The organism is Lentibacillus sp. Marseille-P4043 (genome assembly GCF_900258515.1).
GTDB lineage: Bacteria > Bacillota > Bacilli > Bacillales > Amphibacillaceae > Lentibacillus_C.
The window spans coordinates 605019-626608 of record NZ_LT984884.1; the positions used below are offsets into that span (position 1 = coordinate 605019).

21 protein-coding genes are annotated in these 21590 nt (G+C 30.4%); 4 read left to right on the forward strand and 17 right to left on the reverse strand.

Annotated elements, in window-relative coordinates; genetic code table 11:
• Positions 1 to 66: 66 nt before the first annotated feature.
• From C8270_RS03195 to C8270_RS03220, 6 genes are all read right to left on the reverse strand, one after another.
• Positions 67 to 582, reverse strand: coding sequence for a hypothetical protein (locus tag C8270_RS03195; protein WP_071396650.1), 516 nt, complete (start codon positions 580 to 582; stop codon positions 67 to 69).
• Positions 583 to 1188: 606 nt separating this feature from the next.
• On the reverse strand, positions 1189 to 1452 hold the full coding sequence (locus tag C8270_RS03200) for a hypothetical protein (protein ID WP_071396651.1): 264 nt from the start codon (positions 1450 to 1452) through the stop codon (positions 1189 to 1191).
• A 15-nt stretch (positions 1453 to 1467) separates the two neighbouring features.
• The gene (locus C8270_RS03205) at positions 1468 to 1692 is read right to left on the reverse strand and encodes a hypothetical protein (RefSeq protein WP_071396652.1); all 225 of its coding nucleotides are present in this window, start codon (positions 1690 to 1692) and stop codon (positions 1468 to 1470) included.
• Positions 1693 to 2242: 550 nt separating this feature from the next.
• Positions 2243 to 2488, reverse strand: a complete 246-nt coding sequence (locus C8270_RS03210) for a hypothetical protein (protein ID WP_071396653.1) — start codon at positions 2486 to 2488, stop codon at positions 2243 to 2245.
• 92 nt (positions 2489 to 2580) lie between these two features.
• A complete protein-coding gene (locus C8270_RS03215) occupies positions 2581 to 3282 on the reverse strand; it encodes a hypothetical protein (RefSeq protein WP_106495390.1) in 702 nt (233 codons plus the stop codon).
• Between the two features lie 157 nt (positions 3283 to 3439).
• The gene (locus C8270_RS03220) at positions 3440 to 4336 is read right to left on the reverse strand and encodes a tyrosine-type recombinase/integrase (protein WP_071396655.1); all 897 of its coding nucleotides are present in this window, start codon (positions 4334 to 4336) and stop codon (positions 3440 to 3442) included.
• 527 nt (positions 4337 to 4863) lie between these two features.
• On the opposite strand from C8270_RS03220, the gene C8270_RS03225 reads away from it, so the two are divergent.
• Entirely contained in the window at positions 4864 to 5112 is a 249-nt protein-coding gene (locus C8270_RS03225) for a hypothetical protein (RefSeq protein ID WP_071396656.1), read from the forward strand.
• Positions 5113 to 5188: 76 nt separating this feature from the next.
• Positions 5189 to 6643: a hypothetical protein gene (locus C8270_RS03230; RefSeq protein ID WP_071396657.1), complete on the forward strand. Its 1455-nt coding sequence runs from the start codon at positions 5189 to 5191 to the stop codon at positions 6641 to 6643.
• 390 nt (positions 6644 to 7033) lie between these two features.
• Here the strand turns inward: C8270_RS03230 and C8270_RS03235 are convergent, their stop codons facing one another.
• The 6 genes from C8270_RS03235 to C8270_RS20220 form a co-directional block, all read right to left on the reverse strand.
• On the reverse strand, positions 7034 to 7345 hold the full coding sequence (locus tag C8270_RS03235; protein ID WP_158701583.1) for a hypothetical protein: 312 nt from the start codon (positions 7343 to 7345) through the stop codon (positions 7034 to 7036).
• A gap of 279 nt (positions 7346 to 7624) precedes the next feature.
• A complete protein-coding gene (locus tag C8270_RS03240; RefSeq protein WP_071396659.1) occupies positions 7625 to 7984 on the reverse strand; it encodes a hypothetical protein in 360 nt (119 codons plus the stop codon).
• Between the two features lie 135 nt (positions 7985 to 8119).
• Positions 8120 to 9994, reverse strand: coding sequence for an AlwI family type II restriction endonuclease (locus C8270_RS03245; protein ID WP_071396660.1), 1875 nt, complete (start codon positions 9992 to 9994; stop codon positions 8120 to 8122).
• 11 nt (positions 9995 to 10005) lie between these two features.
• Positions 10006 to 10914 (reverse strand): hypothetical protein, encoded by a 909-nt coding sequence (locus tag C8270_RS03250; RefSeq protein ID WP_158701584.1) that lies wholly within the window; start codon positions 10912 to 10914, stop codon positions 10006 to 10008.
• A gap of 192 nt (positions 10915 to 11106) precedes the next feature.
• Positions 11107 to 12033, reverse strand: a complete 927-nt coding sequence (locus C8270_RS20215; protein ID WP_199794633.1) for a Dam family site-specific DNA-(adenine-N6)-methyltransferase — start codon at positions 12031 to 12033, stop codon at positions 11107 to 11109.
• A 5-nt stretch (positions 12034 to 12038) separates the two neighbouring features.
• Positions 12039 to 13259, reverse strand: coding sequence for a DNA adenine methylase (locus C8270_RS20220; RefSeq protein WP_234028469.1), 1221 nt, complete (start codon positions 13257 to 13259; stop codon positions 12039 to 12041).
• Positions 13260 to 13441: 182 nt separating this feature from the next.
• Here C8270_RS20220 and C8270_RS03260 point away from each other — a divergent pair, with 182 nt between their 5' ends.
• A complete protein-coding gene (locus C8270_RS03260; protein WP_084786900.1) occupies positions 13442 to 14452 on the forward strand; it encodes a DUF4365 domain-containing protein in 1011 nt (336 codons plus the stop codon).
• A gap of 318 nt (positions 14453 to 14770) precedes the next feature.
• Here C8270_RS03260 and C8270_RS03265 read toward each other — a convergent pair whose 3' ends face one another.
• The gene (locus C8270_RS03265) at positions 14771 to 15364 is read right to left on the reverse strand and encodes a hypothetical protein (RefSeq protein WP_071396663.1); all 594 of its coding nucleotides are present in this window, start codon (positions 15362 to 15364) and stop codon (positions 14771 to 14773) included.
• 308 nt (positions 15365 to 15672) lie between these two features.
• On the opposite strand from C8270_RS03265, the gene C8270_RS03270 reads away from it, so the two are divergent.
• Entirely contained in the window at positions 15673 to 18288 is a 2616-nt protein-coding gene (locus tag C8270_RS03270; RefSeq protein ID WP_071396664.1) for a TrlF family AAA-like ATPase, read from the forward strand.
• A gap of 33 nt (positions 18289 to 18321) precedes the next feature.
• Here C8270_RS03270 and C8270_RS03275 read toward each other — a convergent pair whose 3' ends face one another.
• From C8270_RS03275 to C8270_RS03290, 4 genes are all read right to left on the reverse strand, one after another.
• Entirely contained in the window at positions 18322 to 19299 is a 978-nt protein-coding gene (locus C8270_RS03275) for a hypothetical protein (RefSeq protein ID WP_106495392.1), read from the reverse strand.
• A 92-nt stretch (positions 19300 to 19391) separates the two neighbouring features.
• Complete coding sequence (locus C8270_RS03280) at positions 19392 to 20036, reverse strand: hypothetical protein (RefSeq protein ID WP_071396665.1); 645 nt, start codon at positions 20034 to 20036, stop codon at positions 19392 to 19394.
• 567 nt (positions 20037 to 20603) lie between these two features.
• Positions 20604 to 20975: a hypothetical protein gene (locus C8270_RS03285; protein WP_071396666.1), complete on the reverse strand. Its 372-nt coding sequence runs from the start codon at positions 20973 to 20975 to the stop codon at positions 20604 to 20606.
• 114 nt (positions 20976 to 21089) lie between these two features.
• Positions 21090 to 21455 (reverse strand): hypothetical protein, encoded by a 366-nt coding sequence (locus C8270_RS03290; protein WP_071396667.1) that lies wholly within the window; start codon positions 21453 to 21455, stop codon positions 21090 to 21092.
• Positions 21456 to 21590: the final 135 nt, after the last annotated feature.

A 21590-nucleotide genomic window follows, 5' to 3' on the forward strand; every position in this document is an offset into this window, starting at 1 on the left:
TTTTGTTTTTTTGTTTTTATGTTCACTTATCACTAAATCAAACACTGTATTCCTTCAATAACGAACTTAATAGGCAGAAACGTTAATACCAGTAGTAGATTCGAATTCATCTACTAAATCATTCGACATCCTTGCAACTCTTTCATAATTGATTAAGGCCTTTCTATAGTCAGAACCTAAGTTTTCCCATTTAACTTTACTGATTCTGGCTACATTATGTAGATCTGACCTCAATTGGTTGTTAGTAATTTCCTCAATCCTATATTTTGTCTTGCTACGATTAACTTCAATCAAAATGAAATGAAACCCCTCTTCGATAAACAGATTGATTATGTCCTTATTAAAAATTGAACGATCCTGTACAGCAATTGTGTCGATGTCCTGCTTTCTTAATAAACTGATAAAATACTGGGCAACTAGTGGATTACTCTTATAAGAATGGTAATTTGCAACACTTATCCCTTTAACATTCTCTAATAACACCTCTAGTACGCGACTTTTCATTTCTAAGTCTATGCTGTCATCTCTTTCAGCACTTAAGTGAACCATATAACCAACTTTATTAACTGCATTATTCTTCATATGAAACTCCTCCTAGATATCAGTAATTTGAATTAAATAGAATGGACTAAGCACTTCACTCAAAATTTTGACTTATAGGTCTTCCTCAATTCAGAATATTCCGTCTTTTATCGCTAGATTAATACTTCAATCGCATTTTACTCTCTATTGATTGCTCCAATTTTATTCAATTGTTTTAGTCTAAAAATGCTAAGTTGGGAAAATATGGAAAATTCGCATAAAAAAATCTCCTCCTTTTTATCACATAACAGAAAGAACAAAAATATACAAATATACTCAAGGTTGCGCATGTCAAACACATCCTTATTAGGCGTGTAAATGCACAGAGATTATGAGCCCAGATCAATACAGTGAACTAAACTCATCATCTTATTTACTTAGGGTATATTCTGTATATTTTTTGTTCCCTTCCCTTTTAGTGATAAAAAGAAAGAGATATATATATAATCAAAAACTATTAAAATTAAATTCAAAATAAAATTAAATAATGTATATTACGTTTATTATAATATCACGGAATATTTTGCCTGTAAAGCACTATTTTGATATTTTTTTAAAATTTTTCTCTAGTACGATAATATCTTCAATCAATTAATTCAGAAACTACTAAATAATTCCGTGTTCCATATTATACCTTTCACAAGTCTCTTTAAACTTTTTGTAGTATTCAATGTCTATATGGCTATCATTACTATGTAGCATTATCCGATCTACATGGCCCCTATTAATATTTGATAATAGCAATTCTAAGATACTTAAATCAGCCATTAAACATATTATTCCTTGATTATTTTTTAACCCAACTTCTATTGGTAACCCCCACACATTCTCATACTCCTGATTTAAATGAATTTCAAAATATCCAAACACCTAAATACCTCTCTCTTATACTAACCTCATGTACTCATACAGGTTAAAAAAATGAAATAATGTGTACCCAAGTGCTAATGATAATGGAATACTCAGTAAAAAGATCCTTTCCTGCAATTTTTCTGTTTTCTCTTTTCCTTTTGTTACTACTAATGGTACATACTTCCCACAAAGAATCATCAGAAACCATACTAGGCCAACAACGCAAAAGTAACTAGAAATATAATCTAAATAGAACATCATTATCCTCCCCTGACTTTATAGGGATATTTTAACGTGTATAAAACATAAATTCCGCAAAATGATTACAGTAGATGGTAACTACTTCCCTATGGCTGCTGCAAGTCAAAGAAGTATTATGCAAAATGAGAAAGGGCTAATTATTTTGATAACAGTTGAAAAGCCAAACAGTTGTACGGACCGTTTGGCTTTTGTGGTAAGGAAAAGGTTCCTAGGCTACCCTTTCCCTGCAGTATATTCTATATATTCGATGTATTATATATAAATCATACTACGTTTAAAGAAATTAGTAAATTCCCCAAATTCCGTTGAATTAGGTTATTTCCCCTTAAAATCAGTCAAAATAATTAAATGTCTACAAATATCTATTTTCTTCTCCAACCAGATTTTTTTCATTTATTTCAGTCATAGTAAACCCTTCTGTAGCATTTTTTTCATTTTTCTTATCTGAAAAAAATCATTTTTTTCGCCTACAGTGCTTTTTAGATTCTCAGTTAACTACTATTACTAATCATTATAATGATTATAATAGTAACAATCATAAAAACTATTAATTTTCATTATAATGATTAAATGTTTCTTCCCAGTGTACTAGGCAATATAAAACACGTATTAAATATTCCTTGGCTGCTTCTTCAGATTCAAACCTTCCACCATGAATTAGTTCAAACGTCTCATCTTCAAATATTTCTGCAAAAACTGAATAATATAATACTCCGTCTTTTTCCTGAAAAATTGCAATACGGTATGTATGACCTTGAACTCGTAAATCTTTTTTCAATATATATTCTTCCATAACAAATCCCCTCCTTTCTATGTGTAGTTATAGAAAAGAGGGGGACGTCCCTTGTAAAATATTAATAGTCTTAATAAATACCAATATAAAATTTATTTAGATACTGCTTGGACACTATTTTTATCTACTTCAATTATAGTTCCTTTTTCTTTATTTATTGTTAGGAGTTTTCCATCAATATTATATTCTAAATTAGTTCTTAAATTGGGGTCTTCTTCTCTTAACAGTTCTAAACACTTTAAAGTTGATACAAGTTGACCTTTACAAACTTCTATGAAATTCTCAGTAGACATCCCATTTATTGAATAGATTTTAGAGTGTTCTACCCCTGTGTAGTAACCTGTTAATTCATGCATTAGATTATTTGAAAAATATTGCGCACATTCAGCATTGATTTCTTTCCAAGTGTCCAATTTAGTATGAGCAACTATATGGCCTTTAGAAGTCCTATCGATTGTGGCTCCCCCACTAGTGATATAGTGTCTAAGTTTCTCTTTTAGATTAATCTGTTTACCATTAAGTAAGTAATATTGAGAAATTACATAAATAAATGAATTCATATAGATTTCGCTGTTAATTAAATATATCAAATTCTTCTTTATGGTTTCTTCACGTTTCTTTTTCTCGTTAACTTCATTAATTGTATGTTCAATTGTCTTATTTGAAGTTCTTGAAAGACTTCCTGTTAAAACTACATATATTACAGTGACTATAACCAGCGTTAAATTTATTAACACTGATAGTGCACCAGTATTATTGTTCAGAAATTCAAATAGACTCACAATACTATTCATGCTAATTTGACTTCCTCCTCTTAAATTAGATTTCATAGGCTTTCTTTTATAGTATGATATACGTTTAAATCTACTATAAGGTTCAATTCTTTGGAATACTAAACATTAAAAAATAGGGAAAGCGATCTCCCTATTTGGTCAATTGAATATTGAGTTATTAAAACTCTGTTTTCTTCAAAGCATTCTGAAGTTCTTTTATTGATGGTGTAACATAAATACGGGTAGTGTCCATTGATGAGTGTCCTGCCAATTCTGCAATACTTTGGAGTCCTACGCCACTATTTGCAAGTTGTTTACAAAAAGTGTGTCTAAGAGAATGGGGAGTAATCTCTATTCCAAGTTGATTGCTATACTTTTTCAGAATATGCTGTGCTGCTCTGGTACTTAATTGACTGCTTTTGCTACTAATCAGTATATAATCAGAATCTTTTTCCCTTTTATCTAGCCAATATTGAATATGTGATTTTGTTTTATCCGTAAAAGGTACAACTCTGTGCTTACCTTTACCAGTTACATTTGCTATATTATTACGAAAAGAAATTGAAGATTTTGTTAGAGAACATGCCTCCTCAATTCTTAAGCCTAAATTTACTAGAAGAATGATAAGCGTTTCATGCAATAGACCTTTTTGAAAATTTTGGTGTTTTGTTATTTCCACAGCATGTAATAACCTGCCTACTTCTTGTCTTGTTAACCAACGAATGGTATTCTGTTTTTGAACCTTTTTAATTGAAATCTCTTCACCTAAGTTAACCGGTGAGAAATTAGATTCAAATAAATAATTAGACCACTTCTTTATTGCTACTAATCGCCGATTAACAGTTGTAGCAGATAAAGATGAATTGACTTTAATTTCACGCTCAAAATCTTTAATGTCAGTTTTCGTGATAGCCTCAACAGTAATTGGATTAGAGGTTATGCTAGACAACCAATTCTCAAAGAAACGTAAATCTTGTTCATAACTTTTAATGGTATTTGCACTTCTATTCTGCTCGATCAAATAGTTTTTAAATCCTTCGAGCGCTTGAGAAAAAGTAACTGAAATGATTTCCAAAGGAAGCCCCTCCTACACTATGTTATACGACAAAAATTGAATAATGATTATTTATGTTATGCGACGAAAAGATATAGCCCAATCCATAGGTTCTGTCGCATAAGACATATTATCTGACAAAACTTATTTGGTCGTATTATAGCGCGTTTTAAACCCTTTGCCAGCACTTATTACATCTCCATATCTAATATATGGATTCTCACCATAAAAGAAAAAAATTCCTCTTCACTAATATTAACTCTTACTCGTCAGAAATCTTTATATCAGCATCGCTTAATCCCTTTTTAAATAACACAATGTAAATATGTTAAATATAATTAAAAAAAATTGCACACAAGTACTTAATTATTATTTATCAATACTCTTTTAATAGTTTTTTATAAGAATATCATGTGTAATAATGATTTTCATATTTTCAAAAAAATCAACCACAATTTTCTCGGAACATACTCACCTCGTCTTTTTCTTTTTATGCTATAACAAATGTAAGCCAATTAATTTGGCAAAATGAAAGGAGAGGATGATTAATGACAGACAATATCTATAATCAATTACACCTTGAACTGAACGAGCAACTAGATTTAATTAATAAGAAAAAAATGATGATGGGATATATTAGATCAACAAGTAATCAACATGATTTAACAAAAGAAGAAAGCAATAAAATTATTGGGGCTTTGATATCAGTGTGTACCTCTAAAAATCACAAAGAATATGAATATTACTCTGAAAATATTCTTGATTACATAAAGGAACTTCTTACACGGAAAATTTAATTGTTAATATATTAAAACAATTGAGTTCAGAGAGGAATGAGCAAGTATGACAGATTAAAGAGAAGGGTGTGTTTTTATGAACGATATAAATCAAGTTGTTGAAAAAATGAAGCAGTTGTTTATAACGGTTAGATACAAATATATCAAACTTAATGAAGATGGTAGTTACCATACATTCAATATTTATAATAATGACAAACATGTAAGTCTTAATGATGGGTTTTTGAAATCCCATATACTGCAGAAAAGTACTTACGGCATTTTTTGCAGGAAAATACATACAAAATTTATCACCTTTGATGTGGATGTTCCATTTATACCGGAGGCAAAAAAAGTAGTATTGGCTCTCTATGAGTCATTAAACACTCTCGGAATCCCTACGGATAAAATTTTCACCAGTTGGAGCGGTACAAAGGGATATCACGTTGACGTTTATTTTTCAGAGGAAATCCCTTACAACTCAATGAAGGTACTTTTTAACGCAGCAGTTTCAATTACATATAACTTACTAGATGGAAAAATAAATGGAAAAATCGAACTTCGACCAACACCCACTAAGGGGCTGAAACTTCCCCTCAGTATCAATCACAAAAATCGAGATAAAAGTAGTAATGTCTGCTGGTATGTTGACGTGCAAAATAATTTTACTACTTTTCAATCCTTTGATTATTTTTTAAGTATTGAACCCATGAACGCTGAAATTGTGATGGATTTAATATCGGATTTACAGGAAGATGACGAGGAAGTACCAAATATAGAAAGTGAAAGTAAAGAATTAGATAATACTGCTCTGGGGAACTTGGATCTTTCAGAAGATACACTGGATTCCTTAGCAGATTTATACAAAAATGGATTAAGGAAGCCGGGCACTAGAAATGCTGTTACTTGTAAAATGGCCGTTTATTTAAACACTTTAAAGGAAAGCAAATCTGAATGTGAACAAAAACTAAGGCAATGGATGGAGCGCCAAGATAGAGCATTTTTCAAGACCCCACTTGAAGAATGTTTTAAAGAAATAGCGAGAATCGTTAATTTAGTTTATAAAAAAAATGTTGTGTTTTCCAAAGGCTTAACAAAAATTATTGTATCCAGAAGTGAAATGTTAACACTGTATCAGTACCCAAAAAAATTTCATAAAACACTTTTTGCTTTATTTATTCACTCAAAACGATTTGCAGATAGAAATAATGAGTTTTTTATGACTTATGAACAAATTGCATTGGGTGCTAAATGCTCTGTCAAAACAGCCATAAACCATATTAAGATACTTGAGCAAGAGAACATTATTAGAATTGCAAGATCACCCAAATATTTAAGAGGAAACAAGCCGGAAAGCCATCCAAATTTTTATGAACTTAACCTAAATTGGCTCAATGCAGACAAGGAAGTTTCTATTAGTGTGAGAGCGGATAATGTAAAATCCTATCATGAAAAAAAGATTAAACTCATTCTGGAGATATTCCCCAATAATGAATGGTGGAATATTAGTGAGTTACTAAATACAGCACTAGAAAAACAATCTAAAGAATAATAATTAAGTACTTGTATGTAAATTGATTCAGTCATATTTAATCATATCGTTATGTGTAATTGTCTACAAAAAAAATAATAAAAGCGTGTAAAACTTATGTAGTTCACACGCTTTTGTTTGTCTTTATTCATTACAAAGAAAGGAATCCCCACAATTTACAGCAAAAGAGAAGGTTACATCGTGAAAATGCAAACATAATGTACCTTTAAAGAAAAGAGATTATTTATAACATTCCACAGATATTTTCTAATACCTTTATTTTTATCTAAAATCTTCATTTGTATCTCTTCCATATGTTTTAAACATTGATAACTAACTTAGCAAGTAAAAAACAAATGAAACAAATAAAACCATCAATTATTGGTGACGCTACTCACTTCAATTTTCAATCTAGTAGGAACCAACTTTGGTTGTAATTTTTATTTCTGAATCTTTTTCCCTTTCTATCTTCACCTTAATATAGCCCTTCAATATACTAAACCAAATCCACCCCCCTATTAAGAGAAATACAGGGATATATATTGCGAGGAAAACATCCCTTTTGAAATAATAAATCGCAATGCCAGTAACTATATATGCAATCATCTTGCCAGCAAACATTGCCGTATAATGTATTTTATTTAATGCTTCGTAGTCATTATCTAAGTCTATATAGAAGTATGTAAATGCCCTTTCAAAAAACGCTCCTCCTAATGCTAACAAAAACAGAGAAAGCAAGAGATAGTCTGTTGTAGATAATTCTAAGTTCCAAAAAGATAGCGGGTAAAAAATGAGCGTGAACAAAGACGCATATAACAACCACATAATATAAAAGACTAATTTATGTGAAAATCTCGTAATTACGTATTGCAATGTATGGCCCCTTTCCCCAAAATCATTTGGAATAATTTGTATACTATTATACCTGATAATTGCTTAAAAAGCAGCGTAAGAGCGGCTATTTTCACTATTAAAAAAACAAGGATTTTACTCCTTGTTCTGTCAATTTTTCGGATCAAGTTTTTGAACCTCGTTTAGGCACCTAAAAACTTCATCTTGATTCAATATATATTCCGACAAAATGGAATAGAGGTTATGAACCATTTCATCAAAGGTATGGTAGCCCTTATTAAAACAGATAATGTTAAAAGTGCCCCTATCCGTATCGCTATTCCGTTTTTTTGCTAACTTATGCTGTTTGCGGAAGATATAAATTAAATATAAATATTTGGCTTCTTCCCGAACGTTTGTGTCTGTTAAACTAATACGCTCGAACCTTGTGAACAAAATATTGTGTTCTCGGTGACGAAATTCAACAAATTCTGTGTCCATTCCTTCAACTTTAAAGTGCTCCTTTTTCATGAGTAATCTCCTCCATTGTCTATGCATTATTTAATATGTATACATGTTAAACACGAATACACGTTTCCCTTTTGGTCAATAAAAAAAAGAGCAGAAACAAATCCACTCTTTTAATTCCAAAATTTCCATTTAATGTTACGCTGATAAAGAAGTACTCCATTGCTCAATTACTTCATCGACACTTGCTAACCAAGCAGTTGAGTCATTTCCTGCATCAATGTTTTTATTAAATATGTTTGCAAGGAGACTCTGTAAATCTTTATGATTTACTCTAACACCTTTCTCATTTAGTTCTTTTACCTTTTTCAAAACATTTATATACTGATTTATTGTGAGAGGGATAATTTTTTGTACTCTTCCTTCATAGCCTAATTTAACACTCATCCAAAAAGTATTTAACGTGTCACGATGAATGTTAGGAGCAATGAATAAACAATAATTATCTAGAGACTTGTTTAAGTCTTTATCTTCAAATTCCCTTAAATGTCTCATTATAGGTTGTCCTTCATTAAACCACTGATCACGGCCTCTAAGAAGAGTTACCTCACAAATCATGTTAAAAGAAGAATACTTACACTCAATATCTGGATTATTACCCGCAGCAGTAAATAATGGTAAGTTATCATCCCCGACTGAGTAATTAGGTGTAATTTCCTTTGCATCATCTAAAGCCATTAAAGATAACGTAGTATAATACTCTAGGTTTAATGGATCTTGGCCACTTATGCTTCTTTTTCTTGTGGCTAACTCTGTTAACTTTTTAATATATAAATCTATATTTTCTAAACTTCTCTCTCGTAGTATTGATAAATCATTATTTAATGTTTTTATTATTTCTCTTAATTTTGCTATTTCTTTGTTATAATCATTTATACTCGAAAGTTCAACTTTGGTCAAAGTGAATTGGTGGAGAGCCTGATCTCGATATTGGTTGTTTATATCAGTTTGTAAAGACCTCGCTTGTTCTAATAAGTTTTCATAAACAGATTTTAAATCACTTAGGTTCTCCCATGGTAGAGCAGGTTTATCGATATCAGACATATAAGTTAAATAAGCCTCAGCATTTTTAAAACTTATTGCTCGCCCATCAAAGTTTTCTAATAGCCTTTTAATCTCTACTCTTCTAGTAGGGGCTAAATCGACATATCTACCATTTCCTCTGTAGTAAAATAACTTTGTTTGTCTAAAGTATCTTATTGCAGAGTCTCCATAATCATAGAGGTTATTAACTTTAGTTTCTACTTTTTTCTTCTCACTAGGTTTTAATTTAAAGACCTCTATTGCAGTTTCAACAAATCTTCTTTCAACATAACGTTGTGCTGCATTTTTATCTAATGATCTCTTTTCTTTCCTAAATTCAATAATTTTTGACACACGATCTTTGATATCTTTATAATCAATCAAGGTTGTTAAAAATAAGGAAAACTCTTCTTTTGATACTCCAACAGGTTTATGCCCTAAGTTTTTCCATTCTTTATTTACCTTACTAATAACATGCATAACTGCAATAAAGGGTACGATATCAAAGTCCTTGTATCCCTTGTCAGTCGGATTTGGTAATTGCCATTTTAAAAAGTATCTAAAGAAAACATTAACTAAGTCTACTTCTTCATTGATTAATTTTTTTCCTAAATCGGTTATTCTAACCGCACCCATTGATTCCTTAGCAATTGCCAATCCCATCTTAGTAATATTACTTACTGCTGTTCTTCCTCTCATGGCATATGCCATTTCTTGATCATTATTGAAACTCTTGTTCTCATAGTGAACTTGACTTAAGATATCTTCTAATTCTTTATTAGTAAACTCTTCAGGATCTTCAAACTTTTGCTTGTAATAATCTGAAATTCCTGTAGGTGTGTACAATTTTGTTTTAATTAATTCTTTAAAAAATAAGCCTTGTGTTTTATCATTAAAAGGTCTTCCTTCAAACCTAGAAAGCACCTTTAAAAAATCAACTATCCGTTCGGGATTTCTCAAAGTTGTACTTATACTCCATGTACCCGGCATATAAACTCCCCCTAGATGAATATGTTTGAAAACTCTGAACCATAATTCCTCTTATTTTCATTAAAATTTCCAAAGAATTCTTGGTTATAATGAATCCCTTTAAAATCGGAAAAATAATCTCTATTATTAGAATTATAATTCTTCATATCGTGTAACCACCCTAAGAAAATACTTCTACTTATACAATACTTATTCTCAGAAGTAATGCCTCTAGCAGTGTCCAAACTTAAAACTTCAATTACTGAGATTTTTTCATTAGGATTATCACTATAGTTAATTAAAAATAATCTGCCATTTAACTGCTGTTTTGTATTCCATAATGATATATACTTTTGTTTATTATCACTTGAACTACCCGTCCAACAATACCTCATTGGATGGGCTTGTATATTATTTATATGGTGATTTTCCCTTTTAAGAAATTCATATATTACATATTCATTTGTTGATGGTATATATTGAAATAAATCTAGATCAAAACCTTTAGTGGTATCACCATTAAGCAAATTTTTGGTTAAGACAAGACCATTATCATCTTGAAATTGGTTGTCATTATAAATGGATTGTAATAAACCATTTACATAACTATCAATGTTTGTATTTCTAGCAGCCCCTAATCCCTTTGAATTGCTTTGTCCGTCAATATTATTTACTCCTCTAAACCACTGTTGAAGTTGATCAAAAGTCAGGATATAACCATTTGTTTGATTAATGTAAGGATTTATCTCAATCAAAACGTACTTATTAATTCCTTGTTGATAAAAAATAAATAATCTTACTGCATGTTGATAACCCCTAAGAAAGTTAATTTTACCAACTTCTACATTACTAATCATAGTAAATAATGCTTCCCAAAAATGCCCTTGATTAAGTAACTGATTATTATTTCCTATAAGACCATTAATATTATTTACTTCCATAAATTCAAAGAAGTAGTACTGTCCATTGGTATTAGCATACTGAACCCTATCAATTGTGTATAACAAATAGCATCTTCCTTTTTCTAGAATCTAATATACTACTACCATCATAATTCATATTACCTATTTGTTAAATAGTTTCCAGAAATATATAAGAAAAAACCTTCCCAACAATGCTGGAAAGGTTTCATATTATTTCTTATAATTAGTGATTAGTACTTCAGAGGTCTTTGTTGTCTTTTCTTTAATTTGATAGTTAGAATTATTGTAATTATAGTCTAGATAGTTAATTTCATAATTTTTAGCCCAATTTATTAGAATTGTATTCTCTTTGCCCTTATGTTCAAGTACATTTGATAATGCAAATTTAACACCTTGTGAATCTAACTTATCTAATAGATTTAACAGGTCATATTCTTCAGTTTCAGTCCACCCATTTTGTTCATTATATGTTGCAGTTGAAATTAAATAAGGAGGATCTGCATAGAGAAAATCCCCTCTTAAAAGTTCTATCTCCACTTGACGGAAGTCGTCGCATACAAAATCTATATCCTTATCCTTTATTACCTCAATAAACTTATTTAAGTTTGACTGAATTTTGTCATTAAAATCTCTTTTACCAACAGGAATATTGTAATGACCTTTTTTATTAAATCTTATCTGATTATTAAAACCATAAACAGTTAACAGATAAAATAGAAGATCATAGTAAGTGTTGTCACTTGTCCGACAATTGTAATCCTCTCTTAACTTTAAAAAACGCTCTTTGTTATAAAAAGCAAGTCCATTTCCAGACTCACAACCATAATGAGAATATCCATTCTTCTGGGTATCAGTTAACTCATACTTTAATATTATATTAGAAATAATATTAAACACATCTTCTTTACTTGTGTTCTTTAAAGTATTAAAAAGTCGTAAGACCTCTCTCTGCTTGTCTATGCCAAGCATATTCCCTTTTGCACTAACATTGATAGCAACATTTGCCCCGCCGCAAAATAAATCAACAAAATTATTTATTTCTTCGGGGAACAAAGGAACAATTTGCTTTAATAATTTATGCTTTCCACCTGTATAATTTAAACATGATTTGAGATACTTCGTATCTGTTTGTAACAATTTTATCACCTGCTTATTTCACAAAGATACAGTATTTCCTTATGATCTTCAATGTTTGTTTTTCCAGTAGTATAGGCTTGGAAATCCGTATCAAAAATACTCACCTTACCTCTGGTTTCTAGAATCTCTACTATTTCTTCAGCAGAAATTTTTGCATTTGAACGGCCAACACCTTTTTGTGCCATATTGTTATAAGAAACAAGAATATACTTACCAGAGATATTCGAAATTAAGTCTTCAAAAGCCTGAGTAGCCTTCATAGTACAATAATCACTCTTAATATGAGAACGGTTTATCATTTTTTTGGCAACTCCTGAAACTTCAGGTTTCTTCCATTCTGCGATATTCTCTAGGAGGTGATAAGCATCTCCATATTGACGTGAGTTATAAGGAGTGTCTATATAAATCAAGTCTGCACTTATTTTTCTAACTAATTGGTTCGCATCCTCGTTAAATATTCTATTTCCTTTATTATAATGATCATTAAATTTTGGTACTAAAAGTTTAATTTCTTTCAAAGAATCTAATTTTCTTCTATAAGCGTCATAATGCCCCACTGTATTAGCAACTTTATCCATAGCATAGAGCAATGAAGTAATAAAGGTTGCTTTTTCACGAAAATTAATTTCCTCTGATAATCTCTCAATTTCTTCCCTAATATAGCCTATTTTTTTAGCATTATATTCTGAAAAATAAGTACCACCATAATGTTTTGATACATAGTTATCTTCAGTAGGCTCAGCGTCATTAAATTGTTTAATTATACTCTGTATCTTTTTATAATCAATTTTTTCGTCACTAAACCATGTCCAATATGCTAAGTGATTTGAGTACAAAATATCATTAACAATTATGTTTTTGCCGGCAATGTTAAATCTATCAGCAACTACACCTGTTCCACCAAAAATATCTGCCACAGTGTTTACATTTATACAATTCTCATTAACAACCTTCCATATGAATTCTAATAATTTATATTTACTGCCTAAATATCTACGATTTTTGATATTCAATTTTATATCATTTTCAATTGGTAGAGACAGTTGCTTCTCTTTTTTTCTAATTACATTTGTTATTTCACTTACGTGTTGTTCAGTCCACATTCTCCAGCCTCTCCAATCTTTCTTAGGGGCAGAAATATCTCCAATTTTCACCCAATTGTAGAGTGTTTGCCTTGTTAGATTAAATTGTTCTAATAATTCTTTAGTACGTATTTGTTGGTTCATTTCCCCACCCCATTTACGCATCACCGCATCGTTCTATTTTTACTATTTCGATTATATCATCAACTAGAAGGCAATTAAACGTTTTTTTCTGTCGAATTTTAGAGAATGTTAATGGCATGCTTCATAAAAGCCATGATGTTATACTTTTAAAAAGATGAATCCTTTTTTGATATAAAGAACTTATGGAGGTAGTCATGGGATTTCCAAGGTTTGATGGTAATAAAGGAAGCAAAGGAGTAAATTTAGTAGAGAGAAAGGTTATAGAGGAGTTGGGCTGGATATTTAGAGAGCAGCCTACACAAGATTATGGAATTGACGGTCATATGGAAATCGTTGACGATGAATATGTAACTGGAAGACTTGTCGCTATTCAGATAAAAGCAGGAAAAAGTTATTTGAAAGAGGAAATAAGTACAGGGTTTGTATTTAGAGGTAAAATAGAACATTACAACTATTGGAACAACCATTCATTACCTGTTATTTTGATATTGTGTGACCTTGAAAATGATACTTGCTATTGGGAACAAATTAATAAAGATACTGTAGAATTAATCTCAGACACTAGTTGGAAAGTCACTGTTCCAAAGGAACAAATAATAAATCAAGAGTCCTTATCTAGTCTAAAATATATTGCCGAGAATACCACAGATTATGAAAGACGCTTAAATTCATTAGTTCTATCAAGAACTTGGATGGAGGAACTAATGAATGGAAATAAAGTAATTTTGGAATCAGACGAATGGATAAACAAAACATCTGGGAGAGGATCCTTAGTTTTGAAAGTTATAGAATCAGATACGGAATATGAGAAAGTTGTCCTGAACTGGCCAATGGTATTCTTCCCTTTCGAAAGTTATGAAGATGTATTTCCAGAATTGTTTCCTTGGGCAAATTTCTCAGTTGATGAAGATTTTTATGAAGAATATGATGAAGCAGAATTACTTGCCGATAATGCTGTTTGGGATAAGGAAGAAGGAGAGTACATAGTATTTGGAGATATACAAGAGTGGAAACAGGAACGCACTGATATTAGACCTTATGCTATTCTTTCTGGGGAAGTAGCATCTTATCGACTATACTTAAGTCTCAATGAACTTGGGAGTTCGTTTTTACTCTTAGACAACTATCTAAGAAATGGGTTTGAGAAAAGGGACTCTGAAAAAAACAATAATAAACACGATAATTGGTTTTAATAAATGACTATTCTCTGTTCTGGGAATAGTCTTAATTTCTTTTTGATACTGAGATCCCATAGTTCATAACCTATTTTAAACCTACCTAAAGGCTCTATTTTGCAAAGTTTTATTAAGCCAGCACCTAAATGTGTGTTATGTAATTTAAAATTGATTCTAGGGCTATTTTAAAGCCCATTTTATGCATATTCGGGACAGGCTTCGTCTTTTGTTAATTCTCTTTCCAAAAATTAAATAAAAAAAGACAAAGCCCTCACAAAAAAGGCTTTTAATTAAAGTTCTAAAATAGAAGGAAATCTAATTGTGAAATAAAACATTTTACCAATCACCTATTTTATCTAATTTTGAAAATGCCTCAGAATTTACTACAAGTTTTCCTTCACTCTTATTAATTAAGTTAAAACCAACAAGATATACATTAATTCTACTCATTTGAACTCTATTTGTATGTTTTGCTCTCTTTCCATATCTTTCTTCATATAGGGCTACCCATTCATTAAATAAATCTTTATTATATTTTGGCGCATTCTTATGAATTAGGTATAAAAGTTCTAAAAATCCAAAGTAACTATAAATAAAACCTTTAGATAAATAACTTATATCTTTAGTTTGCAGGTAATTTTCACTCATATTAGTCAATTTAACTATCTTATTACTTTGCCTTAGTAGATTTGCTCTTTCTAATATAGGTCTAACGTTAAATGCTGTATTAAAGGAAACTCCAAAAGTTTCCATTATTATAGTTGTTAATTGTTCATGATTAATTTCTTCATGCTCTTTTACTATTAGTAAGATTGCCTCTATATCCTCAACTAAAGTGTCATTCTTTCTTGGAATTGCTAATATTGATTTATACCTATCAACAGATTCTTCTATATCATTTTTTATTTTAGTTAGTATTAAATTTGTCATTATTCCCCACCCTCACGTACTTACTAAAATCCATACTATCCTGATTAATATTTCAAATTTTTGTACAATTTTTAGCAGTCAAAATTCTGCATAGACCACTAATGACAAAAGCAATCCAAGTTATAAATATGTGATATTCAAATATAGTTATCACTAATCAATGTAAAAAGCATAATAGACATATATTTATACTCGAATTTATTATTCTTTAACTGTACTATATATCCTTTTTAATTATCAATATAATAATGTCGAATATAGTCGGTGCCTGTTATAATTTTCCTATAAGTCTATTAGGAGGGTTTTATGTGAATAGTTATTTTGCGAAATTTTACAAGTGTGCATTACAAGTAAATCCTTTTGATTATATTAAATATAGAGGGAAAGAACATTCCTTTACTGAAGAAGAATATAATCACAGTATTTACGAAAATTGTATTAAAGAAGGCATTAAGGTTGTTGGACTTGCTAATCACGGTGATGTTCAAAATTCAAAGTCTCTCAGAAATTACCTACAAGAAAGAGATATTGTCGTTTTTCCCGGTTTTGAAATCTCCACTTCAGAGAGAGTACATATTGTATGCCTGTTTGATGAAAGTACGAATGAACTCCAATTAGAAAGGTATCTTGGCTCCTTAGAACTTACTGATACAAACGACGGTATTTCACCAAGTAAATTAAGTTTTATCCAAATTGCACAAAAGATAGAAGAATTGGGTGGTTTTTGGTATGCCGCCCATGTAACACAAGATAATGGCGTATTGAAACTTCATCAATACCCTATTTGGCAATCTAGATTTTTAAAAGCGGCACAAATTCCAGCAAAACGTCATGAAGTAGAAGACAAATTTATTAATATTTTAAAGAATAAAGACCCCAACTACAAAAAAGACACATCCTTTGCTTTGATAAATGCAAAAGACGTAAGTAAACCTGAAGATATATTAATAGAGACTGCAAGTTGTCTGGTTAAAATGTCTGAACCAAATTTCAAATCTTTTAAATTAGCCTTTCAAGATCCTGAAGCAAGAGTAAGACTTACTTCTGATTTAAATGAGGTTCATCAAACTTCAATTGATCAAATAAATATTTTTGGGGGTTATCTCGATGATTTTGAGATAAAATTATCACCTAATTTAAATACCATTATTGGTGGACGCGGTACTGGTAAATCCACATTGATTGAATTAATTAGATACGCACTAGACCAAAAACCTAAAGGAAAAGACGCCAAAAAGACATTTGATAATATTATAGAGGCAAATCTTGGTGCGGGTGGTAGAGTAGAACTTTTGGTAACCTCACATAAGCAATTTGGTAAACAGTTTAAAATAATTAAACGGTTCAACAGTCCTATCGCTATTATGAATCTTGATGGTACAAAGTCAAAACTAGAAATACATGACATTCTTCCTAACATTGAGATATATAGCCAAAACGAAGTTGTTGAGATAACTGACAGTGAAAATGCAAAATTACAAATTTTAAATCGCTTTTTGGGTAAGCATAACAGTTTTGAACAGGCTAAAGAGGAGAAAAAAGGTAGTTTAAGGAAAAATGCATCTCTCCTTTTAGAAAAATTAGAACGATTTGATGAACTATCTTCCAAGATAAATAAACTACCGAGTTTAAAGGAAAAACAAAGAACCTACGACGAACTTGGTATATCACAAAAATTGAATATTCAAGGACAAATAACAACTGAAGAGAGATATATCCTAACTTGTAAAGAAAATATAAAAAAACATTCTCTTCAGATTCAAAAAGCAGCAATCCCTTTTAATGATGAGTTTATTGAAAAGACCAAAAATGGTAGTATTTTTAAAGATTTGAAGCGGGAAATTAATGATTTCAACGAGCGGATTGAGCACCTTCTAGCCCAATACACTGACATAAAATTATCTACTTTAACTGCCCTTGATTCTTTAAGTGAGAAATGGCTAGTTGAAAAACAAGGTGCTGAAGTTGAAATTAAAAAAGCAATAAAATCATTAGGGGATCTAAATGGACAGAATGGTCAAGATATTGCGAAAGAATATTCCAATACTTTGGAACAAATAGCGAGCATAGAACCTCTTACTCAAGAACTCTCGCTATTAGAACAGGAAATTAGTGATTTAGAATATGAAAGGGATAACTTAAGAGAACAATTAAATGTTATAAAAGATACAGAACTTGACACGCTTAGAAAAGCAGTAAAAAAAATCAACAATAAAAAGTTACAGGGTAAAGTTAAAATAGAAATATATCCTAAGAAAAATCGAGATTTTTTAATAAACTTCTTAGCACAAGAAAAAGGTCTCGGAGTTCAGGGGCTGAAGTGGCTTGAAGAGATAGAAACTTTTGATATAACTAGTTTTATAGAAAATGTCAAAAATGGTAAAGATGCTTTATATAACGCTTACAAGTCATATGGTTTACAGCAAAATAGAGCAGAAATTATATCAGCAATGAGCAAAGAACGGATTTTAGAATTGGAGATTATTGATTTACCAAATATTATTGACATACAACTCAATGTATCCTCAGGTAAAGAGGAAAAATATAAGTCTTTAGATAAATTATCAAAAGGACAACAATGTACAGCAGTGTTAAATATACTTATGTTAGAAAATGAAGATCCTTTAATTGTAGACCAACCAGAAGATAATCTGGATAATGCATATATTGCAAATAATTTAGTAAAAGGTTTAAGGGAACTAAAAATTAATAGACAATTTTTATTTGCAACTCATAATGCTAATCTTCCTGTTTTTGGAGATGCGGAACTAATTGGTGTAATGGAAGAAAACGAAGGTACAGGCTGCGTCAATGAAGAGTGTTTAGGTTCAGTTGATAATAACTACGTAAAAGAAGCAGTTGTAAATACATTAGAAGGCGGAAGTATGGCCTTTATCATGCGGAAAGAAAAATATAACATATAATACTATAATCCCTCTAAATCTAATTAGAGGGATTCATTCTCTATATTTATATGCAAGATTAATGTATGGCTCAATTTGACAGAAGTTCTTTACCCACTCAAGACGTATATATGCTTCATGTGGATACTTTGTATATTCATAATCCTTTCTTGGATATTTAATACCTATTTCTTTATCTATCTTGTCTTGAATTTCTAAACCTAACCTTAAATCCTTCTCTCCAATATGGAGTATTAAACATCTTTGTCTTGCAGTTGTTAGAGTAGCAAACTTTGTTTTCCCCACCCTTTTGTAGCCTATTCCATTACTTGTCCCTGCATCTACAACATTAAATTCTTCATTAGCCCAAATATAAGCATCTATTTTTCTTGCAAGTTCTCTTGCTTTTGATTTCTCAAACTTCAAAAAAAAATATTCTTTTGACTTTTGCTTGTCACCTATACTATTAATGTTACAAAACTCCTCAAACTGAAATAATAAAAAGCAGGTAACTAAATCATTTTTCCTTTCAAAGCATTGACTTTGCTTCTTAAAGAAGTTCCTAATTTCTTTCCACGTTATGATTATTGGTTTATTTTTTACTATTTGTTCATTTGCAAAGTTCTTTTTATGCCTATTTAATTGCTCTTGTTCTAAATATGAGTTAAAACCTATTTTGTTTTCAATCAATAGAGAAACACTATCAGAGATTATTGCTCCATCAGGTATACCATATTTCTTAGACGCTCCTGCCTTTAATATGTTACTTTCTGCAATTCCGACTACTGCAGCAATTGATGAAACATTTGAGAGTGCTGAACTTAATTGATAACGGTATTCATAATTCTCCATATAAGCGCCTTCAATCCCTAACATCTTTATAAAAGATGTAGTCAACTCAGGAGATGAATGTTGTAATACATTTAAAAATGCTTTTGTTACATTATTTTCAACCTGAAGTATATGTGTCTCTTCGGAACTGTTTTTAGTCTGTCCCCTATAGTAATGAAATATATTTTGGTAAATAGACATATTTTCACTCTTTCTTCGAATCTTTAATCTGCTTTATACCTTTTCTAGATATGAAAGGTATTGAAATACAGTTTAGTTCTTTACATTAGAGTTTAGGTTCCAATTAGTTCAGTAAACCAATAGTCACCATATGAATCCCAGTTGAAAAAGTAATCTTTATTAAGGGTAAAATCAATACCATACCCTCCAACAGGCGTTGAAAAGTTGGCACCTGAATTTATTCTTGTGCCATCAGATATATCATAAGCCCAACACTTTGCATTCTTATTTAAAGGATAAACTGATGTTCTGTAATTAGACATAACTAAACTTATACCTATATCAGCAATATTTTGACTGCAATATTGTTCAAGTAAAAATAGATCATAATAAACATCTTTCATAAAAATATCATGTGCTCCTCTTGGTCTTCCTGAAGAGGCAAATTCTTTGTAGCATTTCAACTCTATTGCAATTGTATACGTTGACAAATCCAAATCAGTACCTTTTATTAATATATCTATTTCTTTTGTTTTACCATTAACAAAGCATGTTGACTCCAATTCTATTTCTATTTTCTGTCTTTCATTAAAAATAATTAGCGGTATGAATTGTTGCAGAATATATGCATACTTTAATTGCATTGATGCCTCTTTATTAATTTTTATTAACCCACTTCCAACTTTTTGAGAAAATATTTTCCATGAGTAACTAACAATACCCCTTAACCGTTCAAAAAAGTTCTCGCTTAATACCATTTTATAATCACCTTTTTTAGTAGGATGTTTCCATAATATAACAGGAAATATTATTAATTTGAAGTATAAACAATAACCTAATTAGAAGTCACAACTAAAATTTTACTTTATAATTAAATAAAAATCTTTTTATAACCTCGAAAAGGAGAATTTTTATGACTCAGCGAAGAGACCACATAATAAATATTCTGGCAAAAAAATATTATGAATTTCTTTGTTGTCTTAAATATAATGAATCAGTGAATTTTAATTTCTAAAGGAAAAAATATCAATCATTTTAAGCGTTTTATTTAGGAGCAAATATCCATCACTTAATCATGTTCAAAAGTGATTCTAGAGCCATTTAAAAGAATAATTTTTAAAGGATTATATTCCTAATATAACGCAAAAAAGACAGGTTATTTACCTATCTTTTTTTACGATAATAGTATTTAGTAATTTGTAGTATAAGGTTGATACCAGAGGAGCGGGATCTTTTAGTCAACTATGTTTATAGATATTTCTCCCATGAGATCATTCTAATCTGTCTTTAGTTCATCATTTATATCTACAATTTTTGCTATTCACCTAATATTTACTTAACATTTCTTTTTGGTAATCAATTATGCTGTAGATATAATTAAGTTCCTCTAAATTACAGTAATACTTATGTCCATCTTCAACAGAGATTTGCACAGGATAGTGTTCACTTGACTTATCTACTTTTACATCAATAAAACCATAAACTCCTGAATGGACAATGTCACAAATATCCTCAACGTAAAAGTTTCTAAGAACCATTATCAAATCCCTCCTGTTAAGAATGAATTCTTCTAAATCACCACCAGTATGAAGTTCTAATAGCACCGTATTGCCTGTTGCATATGTTATAGTTACCCTTGATGCACTATTATAAAAATCATTAATTTCTACTAATTCTTCTACACTTAATTTAAGCAATATTACCACCTCCTTTACCCTTTACTTCAAGATTAAGTCGATTATTACTGCATTTTTAGAACAAGAATTTTATCAACACATTCGGGAATTTAATCAATTAAAAAGACAAGGATTTCACTCCTCGTCTTCTTTCAAATAAATAGGATTCAATTTTTCAGCCAGTTTTAGACACTCGAAAATCGCATCATCAACTAGAATGTACTCGCTCAAAATGGCATCTATATTTTGCTTAAGACCTTCAAAGGTTGCAAAAACATTGTCTCTAATCTCTGTATTGAAAACTTCGGTTAAAGAATTCTCTTTATTAACCTTTGCTAGCCTTTTGTCGAACACAAATAAAAAGTACTGATATTGAGCGAACCCCTTGTACTGCTTCCAGTTGATTTTTTTAAAGCGTGTAATAATAAATTGATAATCTTCGTGATGGAATTCAACAATTTCATTTTCCATTGGTTTTCTTGAGTGATTTGTTTGCTGCAAGTGTATCTCCTCCATTATCTTATGAAAATTTATACATGACGACTCTTCCAGATAATGAAGGAAAAACCTTGATTTTTGAAATGAATTTACAAATTGCTTAAAATTGATTTTCCAGCAATATTTCAACCCTTTAAG